The organism is Cellulosimicrobium sp. BMG9.23, from assembly GCF_059159985.1.
The window spans coordinates 202390-227400 of record NZ_JBZGBZ010000003.1; the positions used below are offsets into that span (position 1 = coordinate 202390).

A 25011-nucleotide genomic window follows, 5' to 3' on the forward strand; every position below is an offset into this window, starting at 1 on the left:
AGCCGTCTCAGACGATCTGGACGACGTGCTTCCCGCGTACTCCACCGGACTCCAGCGCCCGGTGAGCAGCGGCGATGTCGTCGAGCGGGTGGACGGTGTCGACGACGGGGACGATGTGGCCGTGCTCGGCGTGACGAGCCAGCTCGGCCAGGAGCTCGGTCTCGGGGTTGCCGCTGAAGAAGCGGATGCGACCTGTCCCGTGCACGATCGATGACAGGACCGTCGCGAGGCTCGCGACGGGCCTGTCGATGTCGATCGTGACCGCGACCATCCGGCCGCCCGGGGTCAGCAGACGTCGGAGCGCGGCCTGCTGGGTGCCGGCTGTGTCGACGATGACGTCGAAGCGGCCGAGACGGGAGAGCTGGACCGCCCGATAGTCCACGGCCTCGTCCGCGCCGAGGCCCCGGACGAAGTCCAGGTTCCGGCCGCTGGCGAGCGCGGTCACGTGAGCACCGCGCAGCTTGCCGAACTGGACGGCCACGCTGCCCACGCCTCCGCTGGCACCGCGAACCAGCAACCGCTCGCCCGGTCGCAGGACCGCATGGTCGCGCAGGGCGGTCAACGACGTGGTGCCGCCGGCCAGCAGGGAGACCGCCTCGACCATGGTGAGGTTCCGCGGTGCCGTGGAGATCCTGCGAGGACTGACGGCCACGTACTCGGCCATGCTGCCCGCCCGCAGCTTCTGAGCACCCCACACCTTGTCGCCCGGCCGCACGCCGACGACGGAGGAGCCCACCTCGGTGACCTCCCCGGCGAAGTCGACGCCGGAGCGCTGGGGGAAGGTGCGCCCGGTGACCAGGCGCAGCTTTCCCGCTCGTCCCGCGAGCTCTCCACCGTTCACGCTGGCGGCGTGAACCCGGACCAGGACCTGGGCGGCGGTCACCGTCGGCACCGGCGCCCGTCCTACGTACAGGACGTCCGGGGGTCCGTAGCGGTCGAAGAGGGCTGCGCGCATCTCGCTCAAGGTGGTGTCCTGTTCATGTGTCGGAGTCGGCGCACGAGCGGCCGAGCCCGCGCTAGAGTCCACGCTAGACGTGCAAGCGAACGACCTCGCCCACTTGAGCGGAAGTGAGGAAGAGTGCCCCACCAGGCCTCTCAGATGGTGCGCGGTCGGGTGACCGGCACGCAGGATTCACGGGCGCGGCCCGACAACGAGCTCCGGTCCGACGCGCGGCAGAACCGCGAGCGCATCCTCGCGGCCGCTCGCGAGGCCTTCGCCGAGCGGGGCATCGACGTGCCGCTGACGGCCGTCGCGCGCCGCGCGGGCGTCGGCACCGCGACCCTCTACCGGCGCTTCCCGACCCGCGCCGGGCTGGTGGCTGCCGCCTTCGCCGAGCAGCTCGCCCTGTGCGCGGCGGCTCTCGAGACCGCGCTGGACGATCCCGACCCCTGGCGCGGCTTCTGCCGGCTCGTCGAGGAGGTGTGCACCTTGCAGGCCACCGACCGCGGCTTTGCCGCCGCGTTCCTCGACCGCTTCCCGGACGCGCTCGATCCTGCCGGGGAACGCGAACGCGCCGAGGATGGCCTGGCGCTCCTGATCCGACGCGCCCAGGACGCCGGGGACCTGCGCGACGACGTCGTGCCGGGTGATCTCACCCTGGCGCTCCTGGCCAGCGGTGGTCTCGCGGCGCAGCCGCACGACGTCGCGCACGCTGCCGCACGGCGCCTGGTCGCCCTTCTCCTCCAGTCCTTCCGTGCCGACCACGTCATGAGCGGTGACGTCCTGCCGGCCCCGGTCCTGCTCGGTCTCCGAGAGGTCCACCCGCCAGGACGACGGTGAGCCGGCGCAGGCGGACAGGCCGCACGGGACCGACCTCGTGGTCGGCCCCGTGCGGCCCGTGGTGTGCTGCGCTCGAGGCGCCAGGGTCAGCTCCCGGCCTCGATCGCCGTCGGGGTGCCGGAGTGGCTCACCTCGATGCGGCGCGGCTTCGCCTCTTCCGACACCGGGATGGTGAGGGTCAGGACACCGTCGGCGTACGACGCGCCGATCTGGTCGAGCGCGAGCCCGCGGCCCAGCGTGACCTGCCGGGCGACGGTGCCGGTCGAGCGCTCGCGGAGCAGCCACTGGCCCTCCGCCGAACGAGGCGTCCGCTCGGCTCGGATCGTCAGCGTCCGGTCCTCGCACGAGACGTCGATGCTGCCGGGGTCGATGCCGGGCAGGTCCACGGCGAGGACGTAGTGGTCACCCTCGCGGAACAGGTCCATCGGCATCGTGGGGGGCGTTCCGCGAGCTCAGGGCGAGCGAACCGAACAGACGGTCCATCTCCTGGGGATCCTCAGGCAGGCTCGCCGCTGCGGTACCCGTTGACCTTGTGCGTCCCGTCGCACCACGGAGGGATCGCCGTGCCGCCGCACCGGCACAGCGCGACGGTCGCCCGGTTGCGCTGAATCTCCTGCCCGTCGCCGTCGACGAGGCGCGCGGGGCCGCGCACGAGCAAGGGCCCGTCCGGGCACGCGGTGACCGTGACGTCGTCCTGCTCGGGGCGGGTCACGAGGCACCCCGCCCCGGTGCCGTCGAGCGCAGCGCGCCGACGGGGTGCGCCGCGCGGCGCAGCCGCGTCCCCGCGTAGGGGACGCCGCCGAGCGCCCACCACCCGAGCGCGACCCACGAGCACAGCGCGCGCTCGAGGACCCACGCCGGCGCCCACAGCGGGGCGGTGGCGGGGAACACGGCCGTCCCGCCGGTGCGTCGACGGCCGGCCTCCGCCAGCACGACGGCGCCCGCGAGCACGGCGACGACGACGGCCCACCCCGCCGACCGGGCGCGCGCCCGTCCGCGGACGCCGGCGAGGACCCCCGCCGTGAGGAGCGGGGCGACGGCGAGCTCGACGGCGAGGCGCGCCGGCTGCGCGAGCGAGTCGTAGGCCTGACGCACGCGCTGCTCGGCGAACCGGCGTACGTCCGGCGGGCGGCGAGGGACCACGACGTCGAGCGCGTGCACCACGCTGCCACGCCGCGCGACCACCGTGCGCTCGAGCTCGAGGTTCTCGAACAGCACCGCGGCGTCGTAGCCCTCGGGACCGAGCGCGTCGCGCCGCAGGACCACCGTGCCGGCGTAGTCGTGGCCGAGCGCCCGGTTGACGAGCGAGCGGGCGGTGTCCCAGCGCGCGTGCCACGGCGCCGGGTCGAACACGTTCTGCGGCACGACCAGGTCCGCGTCGTCGAGCAGCGCCAGCGCACGCTCCAGGATCGGGCCGTCCCACCGGACGTCGTCGTCCGCGACGACGACGCGCGGCTCGGTCGTCGCGGCCAGCCCGGTGAGGACCCCCACGACCTTGCCGTTGATGCCGGGCCGTGGGGGCGGGACGGTGAGGACCCGGGCCGACCGACCCCACGAACCCGCGTGGCGCGCCCGGACGTCCGGTGGCGAGCCGTCGGCGACGACGACGGGCAGCTCGAGCGCGAGCCGGCGCAGGTAGGAGGACAGCTCCGCGAGCTCGCTCTCGTCCACCGCGGAGCGTCGGAGCGGGAGGAGGTACACGGCGTCAGTCCTGGGCACGCACGGTCTCCCCGAGCTGTCGGGGCGGCTCGGCCGCGAGCGGCGTGCGCAGCGCGGACAGGCCCTCCTGCCAGCGCTCGAGGGCGTACGCGGCGACGTCGCCCTCGACGGCGAGGCACGCCGCGGCGCCGAGGAGGACGTCGTCGCACAGCGCCGGCTCCTGCTCGACGAGCCGTCCGGCCAGGTCGCGTGCCGCGATCTGCTCGTGCACGGCGTCCGCCTCGACGTGCTCGTCGAAGTACCACGTCGTGCCCTCGTCGTGGCCGAGCCGCCGGAACCCGTTCCCGTACAGCCGGCTGGGGACGGACGACGTCATCTCGAACGCGGCGAGGTGCCCGACGATCGCCCCGCGCAGGCGACGGTGCAGGCCGAACAGCGACATCGTGTTCAGCGCGACGAGGACCACGGTGGGCGCCGCGTCGACGTAGCGGCCGTACCCGTCGTCGAGCCCGACCCCGCGCATCGTGCGCGCGAACAGCTCGGCGTGCATGCGGCCCGGCCGTCCGCCGCCGTACTCGTCCGCCTGGATCTCGACGAGCGCGGCCTTCGGGGCGCCCGCGAGCCGCGGGACCGCCCACGTGTGCGGGTCGGCCTCCTTGAGCTGGTAGAGCGACTTCAGCGCGAGCAGCTCGCGCACCTGCTCGGCGTCCGCGCGCTTGGCGACGTAGCGCGACAGGCTCGGACCGTCGTCCTGCGCGGCGAGCTCGAAGAGCCGCCGGGCCACCGTCGCGGCGTCGGTCCCCGGGCAGCCCGGGCTCCCGGCGCGCTCGCGCACCGCCGCCTCGAACGGCCGCTCGATCGTCCCGCGCACGGCCAGCAGCGACGGCTCCCACTCCCACGCGTCGTCCACGCCGTCGACGCCCCGGTAGTGCAGCTCGTACAGCACCGTGAGCGTGAGCTGCAGGTCCTCGTCGTCGAGCACGTCGCGGCCCGACGTCGCCCGGTCCAGCCGGTCGGCGACGGCGGCCCGGACCGCCTCGAGGCGCGCGTCCGGCGAGCCGTCCGCCGAGCCGTCCGACGAGCCGTCCGACGAACCGTCGGGCGCGCTGCCCGGCGGGCCCGCCGTGAGCACGGCGAGCAGCGCGGCGCTCGCGGGGCCGCGGGATGCCGGGAGGGGCAGGCGGGTCGAGGTGGTGGTCGCGGCGTCGTCGGCGTCGGTGCGTACCGGGGTGGAGGTCATCTGGGGCGCTCCAAGGTGACGGGAGAGGCGCCCCTGCTGGACGCCACGGTCATCGTGTCCCCGGCGACCGTCGCTCGCCCGCCGGGAGGCGCGGCCGCTCGGGACGGTGCGGACCCGCGGGAGGGTGCCCGACGTGCGGGATGTTGCCGACGTGCGGACGCCCGGTGCGGTCGTGCGGGCACGCGAAGGCCCGGGCGACGCACGTCGCCCGGGCCCTCGGGTGCTCAGCCTTCCTTGACCTGCGAGCGGACGTCCTGGGCGGCCTCGCGCCCGTGCTCGCCGACCTCGCGCGCCGCGCCCTTCGCGGAGTCCGCGACGGCCTGGGCGCTCTCCTTCGCCGGCTCCTTGAGATCCTCGACCATCTCGGTGGCCGTCGACCTGACGTCGTCGACGAGCGGCGCGGCCTTCTCCTTGACGGTCGACGCCGCGCGCTGCTCCGCCCGGCTGGCCGGGATGAGCGAGGCTGCGACCAGGCCGAGGCCGAAGGCCACGAGGCCCACCGCGAGCGGGTTGCCCTGCGTCTGCTCGCGGACCGCCTGGGGCGCCGAGCGCGCGGTGTCGGCGACCGACGACGCGGCACCGCGCGCCGAGTCCGCGACGGACGACGCAGCCCCGCGACCGCGGTCCGCGAGGTCGTGCGTCGTGTCGCGCGCCGAGCCCGCGGTGTCGTGGGCGCTGCCCATGACGCGGTCCTTCACCGAGCCGACGCCCGACTTCACGCGGTCGACCTGACGCCGCGCCACGTTGCCGGGGCTCACCTTGTCGCCGAGCGCGTCGACGTCCCGGCTCAGCTCGGTCCGCGTGCGCTCGATGTCTGCACGGATCTCCTCCGGGTCGTTGGTGCTCATGAGTTCTTCTCCTCGTGTCCTCGGACGGCGTTCGGGATCTTCTTGATCGTGTCGGCGGTCTCGGGCATGCCCTCGACGGTCTTCAGCTGCTTGCGCCCGACCGAGGCGAGCACCGCCGCGACGATCGCCCACAGCACCGCGACGACGAGTGCCGACCAGCCTCGGCCCATGACGGCGCCGAGCGCCCACCACAGGGCGATCGACAGGAACAGCAGGACGAAGTGTCCGGCGACGCCCGCGCCGGCGAGCATGCCGGCGCCCTTCCCGGCGCGCTGCGCCGACTGCTTGGCCTCGGCCTTGGCGAGCTCGACCTCCTGCCGCATCAGCGTGGAGAGGTCTCGGCTCACCTCGGCGACGAGCTCGCCGACGCTCTGCTGCTCGGGCGTGCGGACCGGGTCCGCGCCCGGGACCGCGCCCGCGCCGGGGCCGGGGCCGCCGGTCCCGAGGTCCGGCCCCGTCGTGGCCGCGTGCCGCGACGTGTTCGCCGCGAACGGGTCAGGTGCGCTCGACATCGGCCTCACCTCCGAGCGTCGACGTCCCCGCGGCACCCGCCGTCGGGGTCGGCGGGAACGACGGCGGCGGTGTCGTCGTCTCCCCGGTGGTCGGCTGCTCGGGATCCGGGACGAGCGGGTCGTCCCCGAGGCCGTACGTGCCGGTCGTGCCGGTCGTGCCGGTCGTGCCGGTCGTGCCGGCGGTCCCGGCGGCGTACGCGGACCCGGTGCCGTACCCGGTGGTGCCGTAGCCCGCCGTCGTACCGGTCTGCCGGTAGCCCTCGGTGCCGTAGCCCGCGGTCGCGCCGGTCGTCCCGTAGCCCTCGGTGCCGTAGCCGGCGGTCCCGTAGCCCGTCGACGCCGTGTCGCGGGAGTCGTCGTCGGACCCCGCGTCCTTCGCGCCGCGCAGGAGCCGGCCGACGATCAGGCCGGCACCGGCAGCGATCGCGATGAACATGCCGGGACGGCGGCGCGCGAAGTCCTCGACCTCACGCAGCACGGACGCGGGCTCCCGGTCCTCGAACCACTGCGCCACCTGCCCGGTGGCGTCCCCGGCGCGCTGCACCAGGTCGGTCGCGTAGCTCGGGTCCTGGGTGCCGCCGGCCATCTGCTTGAGCTCGTCGCCCAGGGAACGGAGGCCCTCGGCGAGGCGCTGCTGCTGCGTCCCGGCCTGCGAGCTCAGACCACCCCGGGCCTGGTCGACGAGACCACGCGCCTGGTCCTTCGCCTCGTGCGCGACGTCGCGCGCCTTCTCCTTCGCGTCACCGGCGACCTCACGTCCGGCGTCACCCGCGTGGGACGCCGCGTCGCCGACCCGGTCCTTGACCCCGGTCGTGTGCTTGCCCGATGTGCCCCCGCCGTCGTCCGGCGTCGCGGATCCCGGCGAACCGGGCCCGGTGCCGTAGGGAACCTGCGTGTCGCTCATGGTGGACTCCTGTCGTCGGCCCGCCCGTGGTCGGGCGTGGGCGCTGACGGCGGAGCACGGACCGCAACGGGCTCGTGCGCCACCGGTTACGGCCTCTTGCTGGACCTGATGATCACCGTAGGACGGTTGCTCCCACTCACAACCGGGCGAGGCCCTCGATGGCTCGGCGTCCATCCGGCTGGCCGGACCGGCGGTCCGGGTTGCGAGCCGCGCGAGCCTTGCGACGGTGGAGGTGGTCCAGCAGCAGGCCGTCGCACGCGCCGGGCCGCGGCCCGGCACCACGACCACGCACCGACGTCGGTGCGCCGGAGGAGCAGATCATGGCAACAGGAGAGACCGGGTTCGACGACGTCACGTTCGACCTCATCTCGGTGCAGTACCACTCGCTCAAGGCCGGGCACGACTACGGCCAGTACGTCCGCGACGCACGCAACGCGGGCAAGGACGAGATCGCGTCGTTCTTCGAGAAGGTCATGAAGGAGGACTCCGAGCGCGCGCAGCAGTGCCACCGCTTCCTCGCCGAGCTCACGCAGCACGGCACGTCCGCGACCTCGCCCCAGGGCTCGCAGCAGGGCTGACACCTGGGCCGCGGTGCGTCGCGCACCGCGGCCACGTCGCCTGGCAGCGCGGGCCGTGGGCTCCGGCGGGGCGGTGCGGTAGGGTCGCGGGCAGCCGACCCAGGAGTCCCGTATGCGCCTCGGAATCCCGAGCCCCGACCTCTCCTGGGCGTCCCTGACCCTGGGCCCGCTGACCCTCCACGTCTATGCCCTGTGCCTCCTAGCAGGCATCGTCGCCGCCGTCTGGCTCACCTCACGACGCCTCACCGCACGCGGTGGTCATCCGGGCGCCGTCCTCGACATCACGCTGTGGGCGGTGCCGTTCGGGATCGTCGGCGCCCGGATCTACCACGTGCTCACGCACTACGGCGACTACTTCGGCGCGGGCCAGGACCCGCTGCGGGTGCTCTACGTCTGGGAGGGCGGCATCGCGATCCTGGGCTCGCTCCTGGGTGGTGCGCTGGGCGCCTGGATCGGGTGCCGGCGCGCCGGGATCCGCTTCTGGTCGTTCGCGGACGCGCTCGCGCCCGCGATGCTCCTCGCGCAGGCGATCGGACGCCTCGGCAACTGGTTCAACCACGAGCTCTTCGGCGCGGCCACGACGCTGCCCTGGGGCCTCGAGATCCCGACGAGCAACCCCGCCTTCCCGGACGGGCTGCCCGCGGGCACGCTGTTCCACCCGCTCTTCCTGTACGAGCTGCTGTGGAACGCGCTGGGGATCGCGGTGATCCTCCTCCTCGAGAAGCGGTTCAGGTTGCGGTGGGGCAGGGCCTTCGGGGTCTACCTCGTCTGGTACGGGTCCGCGCGCGTGTGGCTCGAGGCCCTGCGGATCGACCCCACGAGCGTCACCCCGCTCGGGCTGCCGGCCAACATCTGGGGCGCGCTGCTCGCGGTCGCACTGGGCGTCGCGATCGTCGTGGCCCGCGGTTGCCAGCACCCCGAGCCCGAGACGTCCGTGTACGTCCCCGGGCGTGAGCCGGTGGAGCCGGACCCCTACCTCGACCCGTCGGTCGCGACGAAGGGCGCGCAGCGGGGGTAGAGGTCCTGCTCGACGACGTCGACGAGGAAGCGGCCGAGGTCGGCCCGCGTGATCTTCGTGGACCGGGTCGAGCGGTGGGCGTCGTGCTCGAGCGGGCGGGTCGACGCGGGCCCGTCGACGAGGCGCGGCGGGCGGACGAGCGTCCAGTCGAGGTCGCTCACGGCCCAGACGCGGTACTCGGCGGGCTTGTCCTTCACGACGGCGCCACCGAGGGTGCGGATGAGCCAGCTGATGGCCTTGTCCTTCGGCGCCTTCTGGTCTCCCGGCACGTCGATGCCGGCGCCGCTCACGCCGACGAACCGGCGCGGTCCGCGGGCGCTCATGAGCCCGACGAGCGCCTGGGCGGTGCGGGCGTGCAGGTCGGGCTGCTTGTCCGTGGGTCCGAGGGCGGAGACGACGGCGTCGGACCCGGCGAGCAGGTCGGCGAGCGCCGTCGGGTCGGTCGAGTCGCCGACGACCACCCTGACCCGGTCGCGGACGCCCGGGGCCAGCCGCGACGGGTCGCGGACGAGGACGGTGACGTCGTGGCCGCGCTCGAGCGCGGTGGTCAGGGCGTGGGCGCCGGTGCGTCCGGTGGCGCCGACGAGGGCGAGCTGCATGCGGGAGTCCTCGGGTCGTGGGGGATGGTCGGTGCAGTGCGGAGGACCGTGGCCGTGGTCGGTACGGGTCAGAGCGTGCGTGCGGGGCGGTCGGGGTTCCAGACGTCGCGCTCGCGGTGGGCGAACGCGGCGAAGTCGATGGGGTCGCGTCCCAGGACGGTGCGCACGTCGTCCGTGAGCCCGGCCGCGAGGCCGAGGCGCGCGGTCGTGTAGATCGCGGCGGTGACGGCGACCATGCCCCACGGCATGCCGAGGGCGCGGCGCGCGTGCCGGGCGTAGCGCCACAGGCCGGGCCGCGGGTAGCGGATCGGTCGGCCGAGCTCCGTGGTGAGGATGCCGGCGACCTGGCCGTACGTCAGGGCGCGGGGTCCCGTGACCGTCCAGGCCCGGTCGCGGTGGGCGGCCGGGTCGAGGAGCGCGGCCGCTGCGACGGCGCCGACGTCCTCCGCGTCGACGAACGCCGTGGCGCCCTTTCCTGCGGGGACGAGGATCTCGTCGCGGTCACGGACGTCGCTCACGTGCGTGGTCGACAGGTTCTGGTGGAAGAACGACGCGCGCACGAACGTCCACGTCAGGCCGGACTCACGCAGCCACGCCTCGACGGTCGCGTGCGGCACGACCTTGTTCTTCTCGGCGCCCTGGAGGGAGAGGAACACGACGTGCCGGACCCCGGCGTCGCGCGCCGCGGCGACCGCGGGCAGCAGGTCGCGCTTGACGTTCCCGATCGCGGGCGGGCGAACGAGGAACATCGCCTCGACGTCCGCGAAGGCGCCGGGCCACGTGGCCGGGTCGGTGAAGTCCAGCGCGACGGCGTCCGTCGCGCCCGCGGGGACGTGGCGCTCGGCGCGCCGGACGTCGGCGCCTGCGGCGGCGAGCTCGCGGGCGACCACGCTGCCCACGTTGCCGCTCGCGCCCGTCACGAGGATGTGTCCCACGGTGCCTCCAGCGGCTCGGTATGCATGTACCGTACATGCATGAGCGGTACCGGGCGACCAGACCTCCACGACCTCGACCGGTCACTGGTGGCGCTGCGCCGCTTCCTCGACGCCCCCCGGGTGGTCGACGACGACGGGGCGAAGGTCGAGCTCTCGACCCTCCTGGTGCTCGACGCAGTCGGGGAAGGTGGCGCGAGCGTCCGCCGGGTCGCCGCGCGCCTCGACGTCGCGCACTCGACCGCGAGCCGGCTCGTCACGCGCGCGGAGCGCGCGGGGGCGGTCGCACGCCGGCCCTCGCCCGACGACGCGCGGGAGGTCCTCGTCGACGCCACCGTGGCAGGCGCGGACCTCCGCCGCCGGGCGACCGCGTTCCGGCTCGCGCGCCTCGAGCGGCTCACGGACGGCTGGGCGTCCGACGACGTGGCGACTCTCGCGCGCCTGCTCGCGCGCTTCGCCGCCGGGGCGTCGGGACGCTAGACCGCCGCCCGTGTGTCAGTCGCCGTCGTCGCCCGACGCCTCGCCGCCGGAGCGCGGGTTGAGGTTCGCCGGGTCGGCGTCGGGGTCGCCGCCGTCGCTCGTGTCCTCGGCGCCCTCGCCCACCCGCGGGTTGAGGGAGCGCGGGTCGGCGTCCGGGTCCTCGCCGGGGTCGTAGCCCTGGCCCTGCTCGTCGGTCTCGCTCATGTCGGCCTCCTCGTCGGATGACGGCGTTGCCCGCGCCCGGGAGGGCGGTGGTCCGGCCACCGTCGCACGCGGGCGGGGCGCTCGCAGCCCTGGGGTGCCCGCGGGTGCGAACCCTCGTAGCCTGGCGAGGGCGGCCGCCGTCGTGCGGTCGTCACGGAGTCGAGAACTGGCCCACCGGTCGCGCAGCACGCGCAGTGCGCGTGGACGTCAGGGAGGTCCGGATGACGACCCAGGAGCAGCTGACGCTCGACGAGATCCCGCGGTTGCGCACCCTCGCGGAGGTCGCCGAGCTGGTCGCGGTCGTCGACCCGTTGCACGTCCGGTTCAGCGCCGGGCCGGAGGACGACAGGCAGACCGTGAGCCGCGACCACGAGAGCGGCTGCCTCCTGCCCGGGCTGAGCGTCAACCCGATGAACCCCGAGCCGTGGTGGGACCGGCCCGTCGAGCACTGGGTCGCGAGACAGCTGTGCCAGTACGCCCACCTGATGACGGGTGAACGGTTCCCGTGGCTCCTCACCGGTGAGGTCTCCGGGCGAGGCCCCGACTGCGAGCCGCTCCTCGTCCGGGTCGTCCCCGCGGCCTCGCTCGACCCGGGCGTCGTGGCGGAGGCGGGACGTCTCTACCGCGAGGTCTTCGACGCCGGGGACGACGGCACCTGAGAGCACCCGGCCCGGGGAGGGGGCTCCCCAGATGCCAGTCGCGCCGACCGGAAGCACGGTGAGACGGCCAGGACGTCCCGACGGAGGAGACACGACATGTACCTGCACGTGCAGCGTCTGATCAACGACATCGTCCCCGACGAGCCGGACCCCGCCGCGGCCAACGCCCTGCAGGAAGGGCTGGGCGGCCAGTTCGGCGAGATGCGGACGATGATGCAGTACCTCTTCCAGAGCATGAACTTCCGCGGCCCGACGGGGAAGCCCTACCGGGACCTGCTGCAGGGCATCGGGACCGAGGAGATCAGCCACGTGGAGCTGATCGGGACGACGATCTCGCGGCTCCTCGACGGCTCGCCGCGGTACAACGGCAAGAAGACCGACCCCCTCGACACGCCGGGGGCCGGTGGCAAGACCCCGCTCGACATCGCGCTCGGCGCCGGGAACATCCACCACTACCTGGTCGGTGCCCAGGGGGCGCTCCCGGTCGACGCGGCCGGCAACCCGTGGAGCGGCAGCTACGTCTACAACTCCGGGAACCTCGTGCTGGACCTCCTCTACAACCTCATGCTCGAGTCCACCGGCCGGCTGCAGAAGTGCCGGATCTACGAGATGACCGACAACAAGACCGCCCGCTCCACGATCTCCTACCTCATCGTGCGGGACCAGGCCCACGAGAACGCCTACGCCCGCGCCCTGGAGACGCTCGGCGTGAACTGGTCGGCGACCCTGCCCATCCCCAAGACGGAGGCGGAGAAGTTCCCCGAGGTGAAGAAGCTCCTCGACCTCGGCCTCCAGTCCAAGCAGTACACGTTCGACCTCGAGGGGGCCTCGGAGGCCGGCCGGATCTTCCAGGGCATGTCGCCCTCGAAGGACGGGACGGAGCTCGACGCGACGGAACAGGCCCCCGCCGGCGTCCCGTCGACCATCGCACCCGAACGGTTCGAGGAGTTCTCGCCGGGTCTCGACCCGGAGCTGCTCGCCCTCGTCCAGGCCACCGCGGACCTCGAGATGGCGGACGCCGCCGAGCCGCTCTTCGGGCCGACGACGACCGGCTGACGGCCCCAGGGGATCTCGAACAGTCCGCCTCGGCACGTCGAGGCCACCCCACCGAGAGCCGAGCGAGAGCACGGTGCAGACACAGGAACGACAGGAGGGGGAGGCCCGTGGTCGACGCACTGCAACCGAGCCGGGTCGCCCGCCTGCTGACGCGGGTGGAGCCGGGACTGCCGCTGGCGAGCGGGCTGTGCAGCGCCTGCGTGGAGGTGCTCGGTGCCCAAGGCGGGGCGCTGACGCTCCTGCCGACCGGCGTCGAGCGGTTGAGCGCCAGCACGTCCGACGAGACGACACGACGGCTCGAGGACCTGCAGGAGGTCCTGGGCGAAGGTCCGGGCCGGCTGGCGTTCGTCGAGAACCATGGTGTCGCCCTGTCGCTCGCGCGGGACGCGGAGGAGCCTCCGGCGCTCTCGGTCTTCGCCGCGGCGGCCGCCGGTCTCGGATCGTCGACGACGGTGGTCGCCGTGCCCTTGCGTGTGGACCGGCGCCCGTTGGGGTCGCTCACCCTGTACCAGGAGTCCGGTCGCACGCCGATCCCGACCGACGAGGCGCAGGAGCTCGCGAACACGGCCTGCGCGGTGCTCCTCGGTTCTCGCGCCCCGCTCGAGCAGCAGTGGCCCGACCAGACGAGGCGGCACCGCGCGATCGGGATGGTGATCGCCCAGCTACGGGTCGGGCCCGACGACGCGCTCGCGGTTCTCCGAGGGCGTGCCCTCTCGCGCGCGTCCAGCCTGACGTCCGTGATCGACGACGTCCTCGAACGCCGTCTGAGGTTCGGGTCCGCGCAAGCGTCGTGAACCGGCATGACGACGCCGCCCGCTCCCGGAGGGGGGCGGGCGGCGTCGGGCAGCGCGGTGTCGACGGGTGCGGCTTGTCGGGGTCAGCTGGTCTTGCGGCGGTAGATGGTGACTGCGCCGGCGTAGGCGGCGGCGAGGATGGCGAGGAGCCAGGCGAGGGCGATCCAGATGTCGGTGCCGACGGGCTGCTGGGCGAACAGAGCGCGGATGGTGTCCACGATCGAGGTCACGGGTTGGTTCTCGGCGAACCAGGCGACCGGGGCCGGCATGGTGTCGGTGGGGACGAACGCGGAGCTGATGAACGGCAGGAAGATCAGGGGGTAGGAGAACGCGGAGGCGCCGTCGACGGTCTTGGCGGACAGGCCGGCGATGACGGCGAGCCAGGTCAGGGCGAGGGTGAACAGGACCAGGATCGCGACCACCGCGGCCCAGGCGCCGAGGGAGGCCCCGGTGCGGAAGCCCATGAGGAGCGCGACGGCGATGACGATCGCCACCGAGATCATGTTCGAGACGAGTGAGGTCAGGACGTGGGCCCACAGGACCGAGGAGCGGGCGATGGGCATGGACTGGAAGCGTTCGAAGATGCCGCCCTGCATGTCGAGGAAGAGGCGGTAGGCGGTGTAGGCGATGCCGGAGGCGATGGTGATGAGCAGGATGCCGGGGAGCATGTAGTTGATGTAGGACTCGTCGGTGCCGGTGTTGATCGCGCCGCCGAGGACGTAGACGAACAGCAGCATGAGCGCGATCGGGGTGACGGCGGTCGTGATGATGGTGTCGGGCGAGCGCAGGATGTGGGTCAGGGACCGGCCGGTCAGGGTGCGGGTGTCGGTCAGGGCGTGGGTGGTCATCAGGATTCCTTCCCTGCCGGGCGGGCGGCGGTCTGGGGTGCGGTGTCGGTCGTGGTGGTGTCGGGGGTGGTGGGGCCGACGAGGTGGAGGAAGACGTCCTCGAGGGAGGGCTGCTTCTCGACGTACTCGACCTGTGCCGGGGGCAGCAGGGCCTTGAGCTCGGCGAGCGTGCCGTTCTGGATGATCGTCCCCTGGTGCAGGATCGCGATCCGGTCGGCGAGCTGCTCGGCCTCGTCGAGGTACTGGGTGGTCAGCAGCACCGTCGTGCCGCCCTGCGCGAGGGCCTTGACGGTGTCCCAGACCTCGATCCGCGCCTGGGGGTCCAGCCCGGTGGTGGGCTCGTCGAGCACGATGACCGGCGGGTTCCCGATGAGGCTCATCGCGATGTCCAGGCGCCGGCGCATCCCCCCGGAGTACGTCCCGGCCCGGCGGGCCCCGGCGTCGGTCAGGGAGAAGCGGGCGAGCAGGTCGTCCGCCACGGCCCCGGGGTCCTTGAGGTGGCGCAGTCGCGCGACCAGGATCAGGTTCTCGCGGCCGGTGAGGATCTCGTCGACCGCGGCGAACTGGCCCGTGAGGCTGATCGACTCCCGCACCTGCCCCGCGTTCTTCGCCACGTCGTAGCCGTGCACCGTCGCGGTCCCCGCATCAGCCTTCAGCAGGGTCGAGATGATCCGCACCAGCGTGGTCTTCCCGGCCCCGTTCGACCCCAGCAGCGCGAAGATGCTCCCCGGCGCGACGTCCAGGTCCACACCCCGCAGCACGTGCAGGTCCTTGAACGACTTCTCGACACCCCGCACCCGGATCGCGGGGGCAACACTCTGATCTGTGGTCATCTCTGGTTCTCCGACTCTCGTGGGGCGTGGGTGGTGAGCGCGGGGTGTGGCGGCCGTCGCTCAGAGGCTGCGGGCGGTGATGTCGCCCTGGGTGGTGGTCGCCCGGATGTCGAGCGCGGCCGTGCCGTCGTTCCGCAGGGCGTTGCTGACCCGGCCGTAGCTCGTGCCGGCGTCCAGGGAGGCGGAGACGCCCGGGGCGGCGTCGACCGAGACGTCGCCCAGCTGCGTGCTCAGGACGAGGGTTCCGCGCACGGCCTCGGCGACACGGATGTCGCCCTTGCCGGTGGAGACCTCGCCCGAGCCGGTGAGGCGTCCGACCGTGATGTCCCCGGCGTGGGCGGTGAGGTGCACGCTCTCGGCCTCGTCGAGCGTGATCGCGCCGTAGGCGCTCTCGGCGGTGACGTCACCGAGCCGGCCGACGCCGCGCAGCTCGACGCTGCCGGTGACCTGGACACGGGAGCCGGCGGGAAGCTGGAGCGTCACCTCAAGGGCGCCCGAGGGGCCGAAGGCGTCGTTCTTCGCCGGGGTCGCGACGTGGAGCGTGCCGTCGTGGAACGCGACCGTGGTGCGCTCCGCAGCCTTGACGTCGCGGCTCTTCGTGGCGTCTGCGGGCCGGATCTCGACGGTGGCGTCGGCGCGGTCGGCGGCGATGACCTGGACGCGGGCCGCCGGGACGTCGACGACGGCGGAGATCGGGGTGGTGGTGTCGAAGGTGTGCATCGTGCTCAGCTCCTGAGGGTTGTTCCTGCCGTTGTTTCTGACAGGAGAAACGCTACGTAGCGTTCACTACCGTGGCAACAGTCAGTTTGCATCGAACTTGCATTGACGCAGGTCAGAGCGTCTAAACTGTTGCAACCGGCGAAGTCCTAACGCAACATCAGGAGTGTCATTCGTTGCAACGGAGCATGCTGAACGCTACTGTGGGTCCTCCAGGACACATCGAGGAGGACCCCGTGCCGGGAGGCAGGCTCACCAAGCAGGAACGCCAGCAGATCGCGCTCGGTCTGGCCGACGACGTCCCCTACGCGGAGATCGCGCGGCGCCTCGACCGTCCGACGTCGACCATCACGCGCGAGGTGATGCGCAACGGCGGCCCGGGCGGCTACCGCGCCGACCTGGCCCAGCACGCCACCGAGCGTCGCGCCCGCCGACGGACACCCGCCGGGCACGCCGCCTCGGCGACGTCCGCGCAGGCGCGCGGTGATGCCCAGGCCCTCCGCGAGTACGAGGAGACCTTCACCGGGCTGTTCATGCAGCAGGGTTTGCCCCGCATCGCCGCCGGTGTGCTGACCTGCCTCTACACGGCTGACACGGGCAGCCTCACCGCGGCCGAGCTCGTCGAACGCCTCCGGGTCAGCCCGGCGTCCATCTCCAAGGCGATCCCCGTCCTGGAGAGCCACGGCCTCGTCCTGCGCGAGCGCGGCGAGGGTCGGCGCGAACGCTACGTCGCCGACGGCGACGTCTGGTACCAGTCGATGATCGCGGCGGCCCGGAACAACGCCCAGATGGCCGAGACCGCGCGCGAGGGCGTCCGGGTCGTGGGCCGCGACAGCCCTGCCGGCATCCGGCTCGAGAACATGTCCCGCTTCCTCGACTTCGTCGGCGAGAGCATCGCGCGCGCCGCGGAGCAGGCGCGGGACCTCCTCGTCACGACCCCCGGGGCGGCCACGGGTAGCATCGCCTCGCCGCGCGACGTCGGGTAGTGCGGCACCGGCTGAGGCGTGGTCCTCACGGACGGGTCGACGAAGCGGGGAGCGACGTGGTGGCGCTGATCGACAACGGGATCTACGTCGCCGGGGAGCGCACGCTCACGCCGCCGGACCTCCGGGAGACCTATCGGGCGCTCGACGACGCCGACGGGATGGCGTGGATCGGGCTGCTGCGGCCGAGCGCGTCGGAGCTCGCCTCGGTCGCGGACGCCTTCGCGCTCCACCCCCTGGCCGTGGAGGACGCCGGGAAGGGGCACCAGCGCGCGAAGCTCGAGCGCTACGGCGACACGCTGTTCGTCGTGCTGCGGCCCGCGTGGTACCACGAGGACGACGAGACGGTCGAGTTCGGCGAGGTGCACCTGTTCACGGGCCCATGCTTCGTCGTGACGGTCCGCCACGCCGACCGCCCGGACCTCGCGCAGGTCCGGCGGCGCCTGGAGGGGAGCCCGGAGCTCCTCGCGACGGGCTCCGAGGCGGTGCTGGCCGCCGTCATGGACGAGGTCGTCGACGGGTACGGACCGGTGGTCGCCGGACTGCAGGACGACATCGACGAGATCGAGGACGACCTGTTCGACGGCCACGTCGACCCCGGGTCCTCGAAGCGGATCTACCAGCTCCTGTCCGAGGTCCTCGGGTTCCAGCGCGCGATCGGGCCGCTCCCCGGCATGCTCGAGGCCCTGCTGCGCGGCGGGGAGAAGTACGGCACCGACACCGAGGTCCAGAACCAGCTGCGCAACGTCCTCGACCACGCCCTGCGGATCACCGAGCGGGCCGACACCTTCCGCGCACTGCTCGAGAACGCGCTGACGCTCCACTCCACGCTCGTCATGCAGGAGCAGAACGAGGCGATGCGGAACATGGCCTCCGCGTCGATGGTGCAGGGCGAGGAGGTCAAGAAGATCTCGTCCTGGGCGGCGATCCTCTTCGCGCCCACCCTGGTGGCGTCGATCTACGGCATGAACTTCGAGGTCATCCCCGAGCTCGGGTGGGGGTGGGGGTATCCCTTCGCCCTGACGATGATGGTCGTCCTGGGCATCGTCCTGTGGTCGGTGTTCAAGCGGCGCGGCTGGCTCTGACCCGGCTGCGGGTCACGCCCCTGGCCTGTAGAACCAGCCGTGGAAGGCGCTGCGCGCGCGCTGCGGGAGGACTCCGGAGATCGCGAGCATCGACTTCCCGGCCGCGCCCGTGGTGATCTCAGGACGTCCCGCCTCCAGCGCGTCGACGGCCTTGCGCGCCACCATCGCCGCAGAGGGCTTCGGCAGCCGTCCCACGCGGGTGCGGCGCATCCCGGCCTCGGCGAAGAACGGGGTGCGCGTCGGCCCGGGGAGGAGCGCCGTCACGGTGACGCCCGTGCCGGTCAGCTCGCCCCGCAGCGACCAGGCGAACGAGCGGAGGAACGCCTTCGAGGCCGCGTAGGTGCTGAACAGCGGGGCCGGCATGGTCCCGGCGACGGACGACGTGACGAGCAGCCGCCCGTCGCCCTGCGCGAGCAGCTCCGGCAGCAGCAGGTGGGTGAGGTGCACGACGGAGCGGACGTTGAGGTCGACCAGCCCCAGCTCGGCGGCGAGGGGCGTGCGGAAGAACGGTCCGTGGACCCCGACGCCGGCGTTGAGCACGACGGTCCGCACGCCGAGCGACCGGGCACGGGCGGCGACCGCCTCGACACCCGCCGGAGTCGTCAGGTCGACCTCGACGCCGGTCACGCGAGCGTCGCTCCGGCCGTCCAAGCGACGCACCGTGTCGTCGACGTCCCGGTCGGCGACGACCAGCACGTCGTGACCGCGGTCGACGAGCTCGCGCGCGATCGCGAGCCCGATGCCGCTCGACGCACCGGTGACCAGCGCGACGTCGTGGTCCGCCGGCTCGGCGGACGAGCGCCGGGACCTCACGCCGTCTCCGGGGCGGCGTCCGACGGGGCGGTGCGTCCGGGCGCCGTCGTGCTGGCGTCATCGGAGCCCAGCGTGGCGTCGTCCTCCGCGCCCAGCGCGACGTCGGCCGGGGGCTCGCGCAGGGCCTGCGCGAGGTGGCCCCCGAGATACGCGCTCGCTCCCGCGACGCCGTAGGCGAGCATCGAGACCGCGACGCCCGCGCGTCGTCGGCCCGCACGCCGCAGGAGCCACGACGCGCCGTACAGCACCGACACGCCGCCGTTCAGCGTCGCGTGGACGGAGCCCACACGACGGGCCCGGCTGTCGACCGCGAGGTAGTCCGCCAGCCCGGTGAGGGCCGTCGGGACCGCGGCGAGGAGACCGAGACCCACGAGGCGTTGCGCCGCAGGAGCGCTGCGCTCGCCGCCCGCGACGTCGAGCACCGCCGCGCTCGTCCACAGGCCGACGGGGACGTCGGTCAGGGTCGAGTGCAGCGCGTGCCCCAGCGAGCGCCCGTGGAGCTCCTCGCGGAGCCTGCCGTGCGCGGGGACGACGGCCAGGGCGACACCGCGGACGATGCCGGAGAGGCCGTCGACGCTCGACGACTCCTCGAGCCGTCGCACGGCGCTCAGCAGGACGGGGGTGTCGGTCGGTCCGGTGGACATGGCGCCTCCTCGGTCGGGTGCGCACAGGTCTCGACGCCTCGTCGTCGACCGTAGGCAGGATCCGCGCCGCACGCTCGCGCGCCGGAGGAGGAGCCCGGGGGAGCCGGTGGAGCTCGACGGCCCACGTTCCCGGTCGGGCGCTCAGCCCCCGGGGACGGGGTCGTCGTCGGAGACGACGAGGGCTCGCAGGACGGTCTCGGCGACCTCTCGCCGGCTCACGTTGCGGTGCTTCGAGGCGGACTCGAGGATGCGTCGGGCCTCCGCCTCGCTGCAGCCGTTCGTGTGCATGACGGCACCGACGGCGCGCTCGACGGCGACGACGTCGGACATCTCGCGGTAGAGGCCGGCCGTGCGGTCCTCCAGCTCCGCGATCTCGAGGTGCAGCCGGACGGCGGACGCGACGAGCTGCGCGTACGAGTCGGCTGCCGCGAGGAGACGCTCCGTCCAGGGGTCGGGCGTGCGCGAGTAGAGGTTGAGCGCGACGCCGACGTCCGGGTCCACGAGAGCCGGGACACCCAGCGAGGAGACGAACCCCTCGCGCACGGCCTGGTCGCGCCACGCCTCCCAGCGGTCGTCCGTGGCGATGGCCGGCACGAGGACGGTCGTCCTGCTCCCGATCGCGTCGATGCACGGCCCGGCCTCGGCGAGCGCCTCGGCCTGGTCGCACCGTGCCGCGGCGTCGGTGCTGCTCCCGGCGCGCAGACTCAGGCCGTGCTCGCGCAGCGTGATGCTGACCTCGAGGTCCGACCCGAGGACCGCGGCCGCCCGCTGGGCGAACTCGGACGGGTAACGGGAGAGGCTCATGGCGTCCGTCCTGTCTGACGGGTCACGCCGGCAGGTGCGGCGTGGTCGTCGTGTCGGCGTGACGGTCGCGGGACCGTCCTGACCTCCACCGTACGCAGGGCGCCGGGCTTCGCACCGTGGGCACGGGCGTGCCGCTGCGAGCGGGGCGCCGTCGTGCCGCTGCGAGCGAGCGCCGTCGTGCCCATGCTGGACGGGAACCACCGACCGAGACGGGAGCACTCGATGACGGACCAGACCACGCCGCAGGACCCGACCACGCAGCACCCGGAGCCGGAGCAGCAGGCCGACGACCTCCAGCCGCCCGGCCGGACGGGGGACATGTCGCAGGAGCCCGACCACGGCGAGGAGTCCTACGAGGGATCCGGCCGCCTCGAGGGCAAGCGGGCGCTCATCACGGGCGGCGACTCCGGCATCGGTCGCGCGGTCGCCATCGCGTTCGCGCGCGAGGGGGCCGACGTCGCGATCTCGTACCTGCCCGAGGAGGAGGAGGACGCCCGCACGACGGCGCACTGGGTGGAGCAGGCGGGCCGCAAGGCCGTCCTGCTGCCGGGCGACATCCGGGAGGAGTCCTTCTGCCGGCAGCTCGTGCAGGACGCGGTCGCGGGCCTCGGCGGTCTCGACGTGCTCGTCAACAACGCCGCGTACCAGATGGCCCAGGACGAGGGGTTGCGCGGCATCACGACCGAGCAGCTCGACCGCGTGCTCAAGACCAACGTCTACGCGCTGTTCTGGATCACCAAGGCGGCGCTCGACCACCTGCCGCGCGGCGGCTCGATCATCAACACCACGTCGATCCAGGCGTCGGAGCCCAGCCCGCAGCTCCTCGACTACGCGTCCACCAAGGCGGCGATCCTCAACTTCACGCGGGGCCTGTCGCAGCAGCTCGCCGAGGAGGGCATCCGCGTCAACGCTGTTGCGCCGGGTCCGATCTGGACGCCGCTCATCCCGGCGACCATGCCCGCGGAGAAGGTCGAGCAGTTCGGCGGTGACACGCCGCTGGGGCGCGCGGGCCAGCCCGCGGAGCTCGCGCCCGCGTACGTCTTCTTCGCCTCGCAGGAGTCCAGCTACATCACCGGCGACCGCCTCGGCGTCACGGGCGGCAAGCTGCTCTGAGACGTCCCGTCGGCCGGCGTCGAGCTCCCCGGACGCTTCTCGGGCAGCCGTCCCCAGATGCGACCGGGACGACGCCGGTCGACGCTGGAAGCACGTTCGACGCGTCGAGAACGAGGCGCGTGCCGGGGTCGTCCGGGCACGCGGTGCCGTGCCGTGGCGGCCGATTCTCTCTCGAAGGAGAGACCATGTTCTTCCACCGTCAAGAGCTGCAGCACAGCGCGAAGCCCGACAAGCCGGACGCCGTCTACGCCCGCAAGCTGCAGGAGGTGCTGGGCGGGCAGTACGGCGAGATCACCGTCGCCATGCAGTACGGCTTCCAGTCGTGGAACGCGCACCTCCCCGGCAAGTACCGAGACCTCCTCTACGGCATCGGAGCGGAGGAGATGGGCCATGTCGAGATGCTCGCGACGATGATCGCGCAGCTGCTCGAGAAGGCGCCGGTCGGGGTCGTCGAGGGTGCCATGCAGGACGACCCGACGGTCGCGGCGATCGTCGGGGGGACCGATCCGCAGCACGCCATCGTCGCGGGCGCCGGAGCGCGACCGGTCGACTCGAACGGGAACCCGTGGACTGCCGGCTACATCACGGCGAGCGGGAACATGCTGGCCGACTTCACGGCCAACGCGAACGCCGAGATGCAGGGCCGGCTCCAGGTCGCCCGGCTCTACCACATGACCGACGACGCGGGCGTGAAGGACCTGCTCTCGTTCCTCCTCGCGCGCGACACGATGCACCAGAACCAGTGGCTCGCCGCGGCCCAGGAGCTGCGCGACGAGGGCATCGAGGAGCTCCCCGTGCCGAGCACGTTCCCGCTCAAGCAGGAGGACCGGTCGGTGTCGTACCAGTACATCAACTTCTCCGACGGCGAGCACGCGTCCGAGGGTCGTTGGGCGAGCGGCCCGACGCCGGACGGCAAGGGCGAGTTCGAGTACGTGCCGACGCCGCCGGCCGGCGTCCCGATGCCGCCGCCCACCCAGCCCGACGAGCGGTTCCACGGCACCACGCCGAAGCCGTCCGGGCTCGAGAAGGCCGCAGGGGTCGTCAAGGACGCCCTGCACAAGGACTGAGGAGAACCCGACCGCATGACGGACACCCCCGTCGACCTGACGGCGAGCGAGACCGGGCGCGTCCTGCGGGACGTGCTCGGTCCGCTCGTCGCGCAGGGGGCGATCGTCCGACGCCCCGCGGCGACGGCGTGGGCGGAGCGCCGGCAGGTCGACCGGCGCGCGCGCCGCCTCCTGCGGGGGCTGCGCGACCGGTACGACGGCGCGCCGCTCGTCGTGCGCCTCGGCGCCCGCCGCATGGTGCTCGCCGTGCGGCCCGAGCACGTCGAGCGGATCCTCGACGGCTCTCCGGACCCGTACACGCCCGCCTCGTGGGAGAAGCGCGGCGCGCTCGCGCACTTCCAGCCGGACGGCGTCCTCATCTCCTCGACCGACGACCGGCGCTCGCGCCGTCCGTTGAACGAGGCGCTCCTCGACATGCGCGAGCCCGTGCACGTCGACGGTCGCACGTTCACGGCGGTCGTCGACCGCGAGATGCGCGACCTCGCCGACGCGGTGGACGCGAGCGGTCGCCTCGACTGGGACACGTTCGCCGCTGCGTGGTGGCGCGCGGTGCGGACGCTCGTCCTGGGGAGCTCTGCGCGCGACGACGCGCACCTCAGCGCGCTGCTCGAGGCGCTGCGCCGGGACGGCAACTGGTCGTGGTTCCGCCCGCGTCGCCCGTGGCTCCGGGCCCGGCTCGATCGGCGCATCGCCGAGCACGTCGCCGTGGCCGAGCCCGGCACGCTCGCGGCGCGCGGTCGTGACGTCGGTGGGGCGGACGCCGTGCGGGGCCAGATCCCGCACTGGCTCTTCGCGTTCGACGCCGCCGGCGCCGCGACGTTCCGCGCCCTGGCCGTCGCCTCCGCGCGCCCCGACGTGCAGGAGCGGCTCGTGACCGAGCTCGTGACGTCCGGGCGGGGACCGAGCGTCCTGCCCTACGGGCGCGGGTGCGTGCTCGAGGCCGTCCGCCTGTGGCCGACGACGCTCGCGGTCCTGCGGGACACGACCCGGGAGGTGCGGTGGGGTACGCGCGCGTTCCCGGCCGGGACGGGGTTCGTCGTCCTCAGCGCCTTCTTCCACCGCGACGGCGACCGGCTGGCCTTCGCGGACGCGTTCGAGCCCGAGGCGTGGCTCGACGGGCGCGCGGACGCCGACTGGGGGATCGTGCCGTTCAGCGCCGGCCCGGTCTCGTGCCCGGGCCGCAACGTCGTCCTGCTCGTCGCGTCGCACGCGCTGGCCCGGCTCGCGACGCTCGACCTGATCGTGAGCCGGGGACGCTACCTCGCGGACGACCCGCTGCCCTGCACGGTCGACCACCTCGGGCTGCGGTTCGGGATCCGGACCGGCTTGCGGTCCGGGCTCGCGCGGGGCGAGGTCGGGGTCGCGCGGGCGAGCGCGGCCTGACGACTCAGCGTCGCTGGGCCTGGTGGAGGACGCCGCGCGCGGTGTCGGTCAGCGAGGTGCCCTCGCGCTCGGAGCGGGCGACCAGCTCGTCGTAGGCGGCGGAGATGTCGATGCCGAGCAGGTGGGCGAGCGCGCCCTTCGCCTGCTCCACCACGACCCGGTCGCGGAGGGCCCGCGCGATGCTCCGGCCGAAGTCCAGCTCGCTGAGGCGGAAGGGCTGGCCCACGACGAGGGTGAGCATGTCGGCGCACGCCTGCACGGCACGGCGCTGCTCGTCGCCGAGAGCCCGTGGCTCGCGACCGAAGACGTTGAGGCCCCCGACGACGCCGCCCTGCCACGCGAGCGGCGCCGCGTGCACGACGCGGAAGCCCGCGGCGACGATCGCGGGTCCCACGGTCGGCCAGCGGTCCACGATCTCCTGGCGGCCGACGGCCTCGACGGTCTGGCCGGTCTCGACCACGTCGACGCACGGGCCCTCGTCGCGCTGGGACTGGAAGGCCTCGAGGTGCTCGGCGGTGTGCGACGTCGTGGTCAGCGTCTCGAGACCGCGGTCGGCGCGGACGAGGAGCCCGGCGGCGTCGGCGCCGGCGAACAGCACGGCGTCCCGGGTGAGGCGCGTGAGCAGGTCGGTGACGTCGTGGTCGCCGAGGAGCGCTCGGGTCGCGTCGGCGAGCGAGTCGGTGGGTGTCCGCGCCGTCATGGCTCCTCGGTCCTCTCGGTCGTGACCGCGTCGGTCTCGTGGTCGGTGAAGGCGATGCGTCGCGCGAGCACGTCCTGTGCGACGTCCTCCAGCGTGGCGGAGTCCGCGAACGCGTGCGCGCGAAGGACCGCCAGCGCGTCGCGCGGCGAGATGTGCAGCTGCGCGGTGACCATGCCGGTCGCCTGGTGGATCCGGGACCTCGCCGACCAGTCGATCGACTCGAGCTCGCCCAGCAGGGCCGTCCCGACGGCGTCGGCGAGGAACTGGACGTCGTCGGCGTCGCGCGCTAGCCGGCCGGTCGTGACGTACAGGCTGAGCACCCCGATGACCTGGCCCCCGGCGTGCATGGGCACGGCGTACACCTGGGCTGGGCCGGTGATGGAGGCCACGAGGTGGGAGAAGACGGGAAAGGAGCGGTCCGTGGGGCTGTCGCCGTCGAGCGCCGTGACGACGATGCGGTCCTCGTCGAGCGCGAGCTGGCCGGGCCCCTCGCCGAGCAGCTCCTCGAGGTTCTCGATCTCCGCCGACATACCGTCCGACGAGCTGACCGTCACCCGGTCCTCGGGCGTGGCGCGCACGGTCAGGGCACCGCTCTGCGCCCCGAGGATCTCGACGCACGCGCGGCAGAGCCGTGACGGCATCGCCATGTCGGGGTCGATGCCCGCGAGCGACCGCGCGAGCAGCCCGAGCAGCGCCGACGCGTCCACCCTGTCCTCCGTCCTGCCGGCCGTCACCCTGCCGACCCGACCCAGTTTTCC

At 73.5% G+C, this 25011-nt stretch carries 31 protein-coding genes; 12 read left to right on the forward strand and 19 right to left on the reverse strand.

Annotation, left to right across the window (positions count from 1 at the left end):
- Window positions 1–7: 7 nt before the first annotated feature.
- Window positions 8–955 carry an NAD(P)-dependent alcohol dehydrogenase gene (locus AC4H2G_RS05305; RefSeq protein ID WP_494364707.1) on the reverse strand — a complete coding sequence of 316 codons (948 nt, stop codon included), beginning with the start codon at window positions 953–955 and terminating at the stop codon, window positions 8–10.
- 159 nt (window positions 956–1114) lie between these two features.
- Between AC4H2G_RS05305 and AC4H2G_RS05310 the strand changes: the two genes are divergently transcribed.
- The gene (locus AC4H2G_RS05310) at window positions 1115–1780 is read left to right on the forward strand and encodes a TetR/AcrR family transcriptional regulator (protein ID WP_494364708.1); all 666 of its coding nucleotides are present in this window, start codon (window positions 1115–1117) and stop codon (window positions 1778–1780) included.
- Between the two features lie 86 nt (window positions 1781–1866).
- Here AC4H2G_RS05310 and AC4H2G_RS05315 read toward each other — a convergent pair whose 3' ends face one another.
- The 7 genes from AC4H2G_RS05315 to AC4H2G_RS05345 all read right to left on the reverse strand — a co-directional run bounded on the left by AC4H2G_RS05315 (window position 1867) and on the right by AC4H2G_RS05345 (window position 6943).
- Window positions 1867–2205 (reverse strand): Hsp20/alpha crystallin family protein, encoded by a 339-nt coding sequence (locus AC4H2G_RS05315; RefSeq protein WP_494364709.1) that lies wholly within the window; start codon window positions 2203–2205, stop codon window positions 1867–1869.
- 71 nt (window positions 2206–2276) lie between these two features.
- Window positions 2277–2492 carry a CDGSH iron-sulfur domain-containing protein gene (locus AC4H2G_RS05320; protein ID WP_494364710.1) on the reverse strand — a complete coding sequence of 72 codons (216 nt, stop codon included), beginning with the start codon at window positions 2490–2492 and terminating at the stop codon, window positions 2277–2279.
- Window positions 2489–3499, reverse strand: coding sequence for a glycosyltransferase family 2 protein (locus AC4H2G_RS05325; RefSeq protein ID WP_494364711.1), 1011 nt, complete (start codon window positions 3497–3499; stop codon window positions 2489–2491). Before AC4H2G_RS05325 ends, AC4H2G_RS05320 begins: the two co-directional genes overlap by 4 nt.
- Window positions 3486–4679, reverse strand: coding sequence for an iron-containing redox enzyme family protein (locus AC4H2G_RS05330; protein WP_494364712.1), 1194 nt, complete (start codon window positions 4677–4679; stop codon window positions 3486–3488). The genes AC4H2G_RS05325 and AC4H2G_RS05330 overlap by 14 nt, the downstream gene beginning before the upstream one ends.
- Before the next feature lie 224 nt (window positions 4680–4903).
- The gene (locus AC4H2G_RS05335) at window positions 4904–5527 is read right to left on the reverse strand and encodes a DUF3618 domain-containing protein (RefSeq protein ID WP_494364713.1); all 624 of its coding nucleotides are present in this window, start codon (window positions 5525–5527) and stop codon (window positions 4904–4906) included.
- Window positions 5524–6039 carry a phage holin family protein gene (locus tag AC4H2G_RS05340; RefSeq protein ID WP_494364714.1) on the reverse strand — a complete coding sequence of 172 codons (516 nt, stop codon included), beginning with the start codon at window positions 6037–6039 and terminating at the stop codon, window positions 5524–5526. The genes AC4H2G_RS05335 and AC4H2G_RS05340 overlap by 4 nt, the downstream gene beginning before the upstream one ends.
- Window positions 6023–6943, reverse strand: a complete 921-nt coding sequence (locus AC4H2G_RS05345) for a hypothetical protein (RefSeq protein WP_494364715.1) — start codon at window positions 6941–6943, stop codon at window positions 6023–6025. Before AC4H2G_RS05345 ends, AC4H2G_RS05340 begins: the two co-directional genes overlap by 17 nt.
- Before the next feature lie 320 nt (window positions 6944–7263).
- Between AC4H2G_RS05345 and AC4H2G_RS05350 the strand changes: the two genes are divergently transcribed.
- Together AC4H2G_RS05350 and lgt are read left to right on the forward strand one after the other, a co-directional pair.
- Entirely contained in the window at window positions 7264–7521 is a 258-nt protein-coding gene (locus tag AC4H2G_RS05350) for an acyl carrier protein (RefSeq protein WP_494364716.1), read from the forward strand.
- A 112-nt stretch (window positions 7522–7633) separates the two neighbouring features.
- Window positions 7634–8539 (forward strand): prolipoprotein diacylglyceryl transferase, encoded by a 906-nt coding sequence (lgt, locus tag AC4H2G_RS05355; protein WP_494364717.1) that lies wholly within the window; start codon window positions 7634–7636, stop codon window positions 8537–8539.
- Here the strand turns inward: lgt and AC4H2G_RS05360 are convergent.
- Entirely contained in the window at window positions 8494–9138 is a 645-nt protein-coding gene (locus tag AC4H2G_RS05360) for an NAD(P)-dependent oxidoreductase (protein ID WP_494364718.1), read from the reverse strand. The two genes, lgt and AC4H2G_RS05360, sit on opposite strands and share 46 nt — an antisense overlap.
- A 68-nt stretch (window positions 9139–9206) precedes the next feature.
- A complete protein-coding gene (locus AC4H2G_RS05365; protein ID WP_494364719.1) occupies window positions 9207–10073 on the reverse strand; it encodes an NmrA family NAD(P)-binding protein in 867 nt (288 codons plus the stop codon).
- 39 nt (window positions 10074–10112) lie between these two features.
- On the opposite strand from AC4H2G_RS05365, the gene AC4H2G_RS05370 reads away from it, so the two are divergent.
- The gene (locus tag AC4H2G_RS05370) at window positions 10113–10550 is read left to right on the forward strand and encodes a MarR family winged helix-turn-helix transcriptional regulator (RefSeq protein WP_494364720.1); all 438 of its coding nucleotides are present in this window, start codon (window positions 10113–10115) and stop codon (window positions 10548–10550) included.
- Between the two features lie 15 nt (window positions 10551–10565).
- Here the strand turns inward: AC4H2G_RS05370 and AC4H2G_RS05375 are convergent, their stop codons facing one another.
- Window positions 10566–10754, reverse strand: a complete 189-nt coding sequence (locus AC4H2G_RS05375) for a hypothetical protein (protein WP_494364721.1) — start codon at window positions 10752–10754, stop codon at window positions 10566–10568.
- A 221-nt stretch (window positions 10755–10975) separates the two neighbouring features.
- On the opposite strand from AC4H2G_RS05375, the gene AC4H2G_RS05380 reads away from it, so the two are divergent.
- The 3 genes from AC4H2G_RS05380 to AC4H2G_RS05390 all read left to right on the forward strand — a co-directional run bounded on the left by AC4H2G_RS05380 (window position 10976) and on the right by AC4H2G_RS05390 (window position 13263).
- Window positions 10976–11413: a DUF6098 family protein gene (locus AC4H2G_RS05380; protein ID WP_494364722.1), complete on the forward strand. Its 438-nt coding sequence runs from the start codon at window positions 10976–10978 to the stop codon at window positions 11411–11413.
- 96 nt (window positions 11414–11509) lie between these two features.
- On the forward strand, window positions 11510–12469 hold the full coding sequence (locus AC4H2G_RS05385) for a manganese catalase family protein (RefSeq protein ID WP_494364723.1): 960 nt from the start codon (window positions 11510–11512) through the stop codon (window positions 12467–12469).
- Between the two features lie 107 nt (window positions 12470–12576).
- Window positions 12577–13263: a GAF domain-containing protein gene (locus tag AC4H2G_RS05390; protein WP_494364724.1), complete on the forward strand. Its 687-nt coding sequence runs from the start codon at window positions 12577–12579 to the stop codon at window positions 13261–13263.
- A gap of 83 nt (window positions 13264–13346) precedes the next feature.
- On the opposite strand, the gene AC4H2G_RS05395 is transcribed toward AC4H2G_RS05390, so the two are convergent.
- The 3 genes from AC4H2G_RS05395 to AC4H2G_RS05405 are packed head-to-tail and all read right to left on the reverse strand — an operon-like array spanning window position 13347 to window position 15664.
- Window positions 13347–14111, reverse strand: coding sequence for an ABC transporter permease (locus AC4H2G_RS05395; protein WP_494364725.1), 765 nt, complete (start codon window positions 14109–14111; stop codon window positions 13347–13349).
- Window positions 14111–14944, reverse strand: a complete 834-nt coding sequence (locus AC4H2G_RS05400; protein ID WP_494364726.1) for an ABC transporter ATP-binding protein — start codon at window positions 14942–14944, stop codon at window positions 14111–14113. Before AC4H2G_RS05400 ends, AC4H2G_RS05395 begins: the two co-directional genes overlap by 1 nt.
- Before the next feature lie 60 nt (window positions 14945–15004).
- Entirely contained in the window at window positions 15005–15664 is a 660-nt protein-coding gene (locus AC4H2G_RS05405; protein ID WP_494364727.1) for a DUF4097 family beta strand repeat-containing protein, read from the reverse strand.
- Between the two features lie 233 nt (window positions 15665–15897).
- Between AC4H2G_RS05405 and AC4H2G_RS05410 the strand changes: the two genes are divergently transcribed.
- Both AC4H2G_RS05410 and AC4H2G_RS05415 read left to right on the forward strand, forming a co-directional pair.
- On the forward strand, window positions 15898–16647 hold the full coding sequence (locus AC4H2G_RS05410; protein ID WP_494364728.1) for a helix-turn-helix domain-containing protein: 750 nt from the start codon (window positions 15898–15900) through the stop codon (window positions 16645–16647).
- Window positions 16648–16706: 59 nt separating this feature from the next.
- Window positions 16707–17729 carry a magnesium and cobalt transport protein CorA gene (locus tag AC4H2G_RS05415; protein ID WP_494364729.1) on the forward strand — a complete coding sequence of 341 codons (1023 nt, stop codon included), beginning with the start codon at window positions 16707–16709 and terminating at the stop codon, window positions 17727–17729.
- A gap of 12 nt (window positions 17730–17741) precedes the next feature.
- Here the strand turns inward: AC4H2G_RS05415 and AC4H2G_RS05420 are convergent, their stop codons facing one another.
- The 3 genes from AC4H2G_RS05420 to AC4H2G_RS05430 all read right to left on the reverse strand — a co-directional run bounded on the left by AC4H2G_RS05420 (window position 17742) and on the right by AC4H2G_RS05430 (window position 19990).
- Window positions 17742–18542 (reverse strand): SDR family NAD(P)-dependent oxidoreductase, encoded by an 801-nt coding sequence (locus AC4H2G_RS05420; RefSeq protein ID WP_494364730.1) that lies wholly within the window; start codon window positions 18540–18542, stop codon window positions 17742–17744.
- Window positions 18539–19186, reverse strand: coding sequence for a DUF2231 domain-containing protein (locus AC4H2G_RS05425; protein ID WP_494364731.1), 648 nt, complete (start codon window positions 19184–19186; stop codon window positions 18539–18541). Before AC4H2G_RS05425 ends, AC4H2G_RS05420 begins: the two co-directional genes overlap by 4 nt.
- Window positions 19187–19327: 141 nt before the next feature.
- Window positions 19328–19990: an ANTAR domain-containing protein gene (locus AC4H2G_RS05430; protein ID WP_494364732.1), complete on the reverse strand. Its 663-nt coding sequence runs from the start codon at window positions 19988–19990 to the stop codon at window positions 19328–19330.
- 222 nt (window positions 19991–20212) lie between these two features.
- On the opposite strand from AC4H2G_RS05430, the gene AC4H2G_RS05435 reads away from it, so the two are divergent.
- From AC4H2G_RS05435 to AC4H2G_RS05445, 3 genes are all read left to right on the forward strand, one after another.
- Window positions 20213–21103 (forward strand): SDR family oxidoreductase, encoded by an 891-nt coding sequence (locus AC4H2G_RS05435; RefSeq protein ID WP_494364733.1) that lies wholly within the window; start codon window positions 20213–20215, stop codon window positions 21101–21103.
- A 185-nt stretch (window positions 21104–21288) separates the two neighbouring features.
- Window positions 21289–22170: a manganese catalase gene (locus tag AC4H2G_RS05440; protein WP_494364734.1), complete on the forward strand. Its 882-nt coding sequence runs from the start codon at window positions 21289–21291 to the stop codon at window positions 22168–22170.
- Between the two features lie 15 nt (window positions 22171–22185).
- Window positions 22186–23553, forward strand: a complete 1368-nt coding sequence (locus AC4H2G_RS05445; protein ID WP_494364735.1) for a cytochrome P450 — start codon at window positions 22186–22188, stop codon at window positions 23551–23553.
- Between the two features lie 4 nt (window positions 23554–23557).
- On the opposite strand, the gene AC4H2G_RS05450 is transcribed toward AC4H2G_RS05445, so the two are convergent.
- Both AC4H2G_RS05450 and AC4H2G_RS05455 read right to left on the reverse strand, forming a co-directional pair.
- On the reverse strand, window positions 23558–24253 hold the full coding sequence (locus tag AC4H2G_RS05450; protein WP_494364736.1) for a GAF and ANTAR domain-containing protein: 696 nt from the start codon (window positions 24251–24253) through the stop codon (window positions 23558–23560).
- Window positions 24250–24960: an ANTAR domain-containing protein gene (locus tag AC4H2G_RS05455; RefSeq protein ID WP_494364737.1), complete on the reverse strand. Its 711-nt coding sequence runs from the start codon at window positions 24958–24960 to the stop codon at window positions 24250–24252. Before AC4H2G_RS05455 ends, AC4H2G_RS05450 begins: the two co-directional genes overlap by 4 nt.
- Between the last annotated feature and the right edge of the window lie 51 nt (window positions 24961–25011).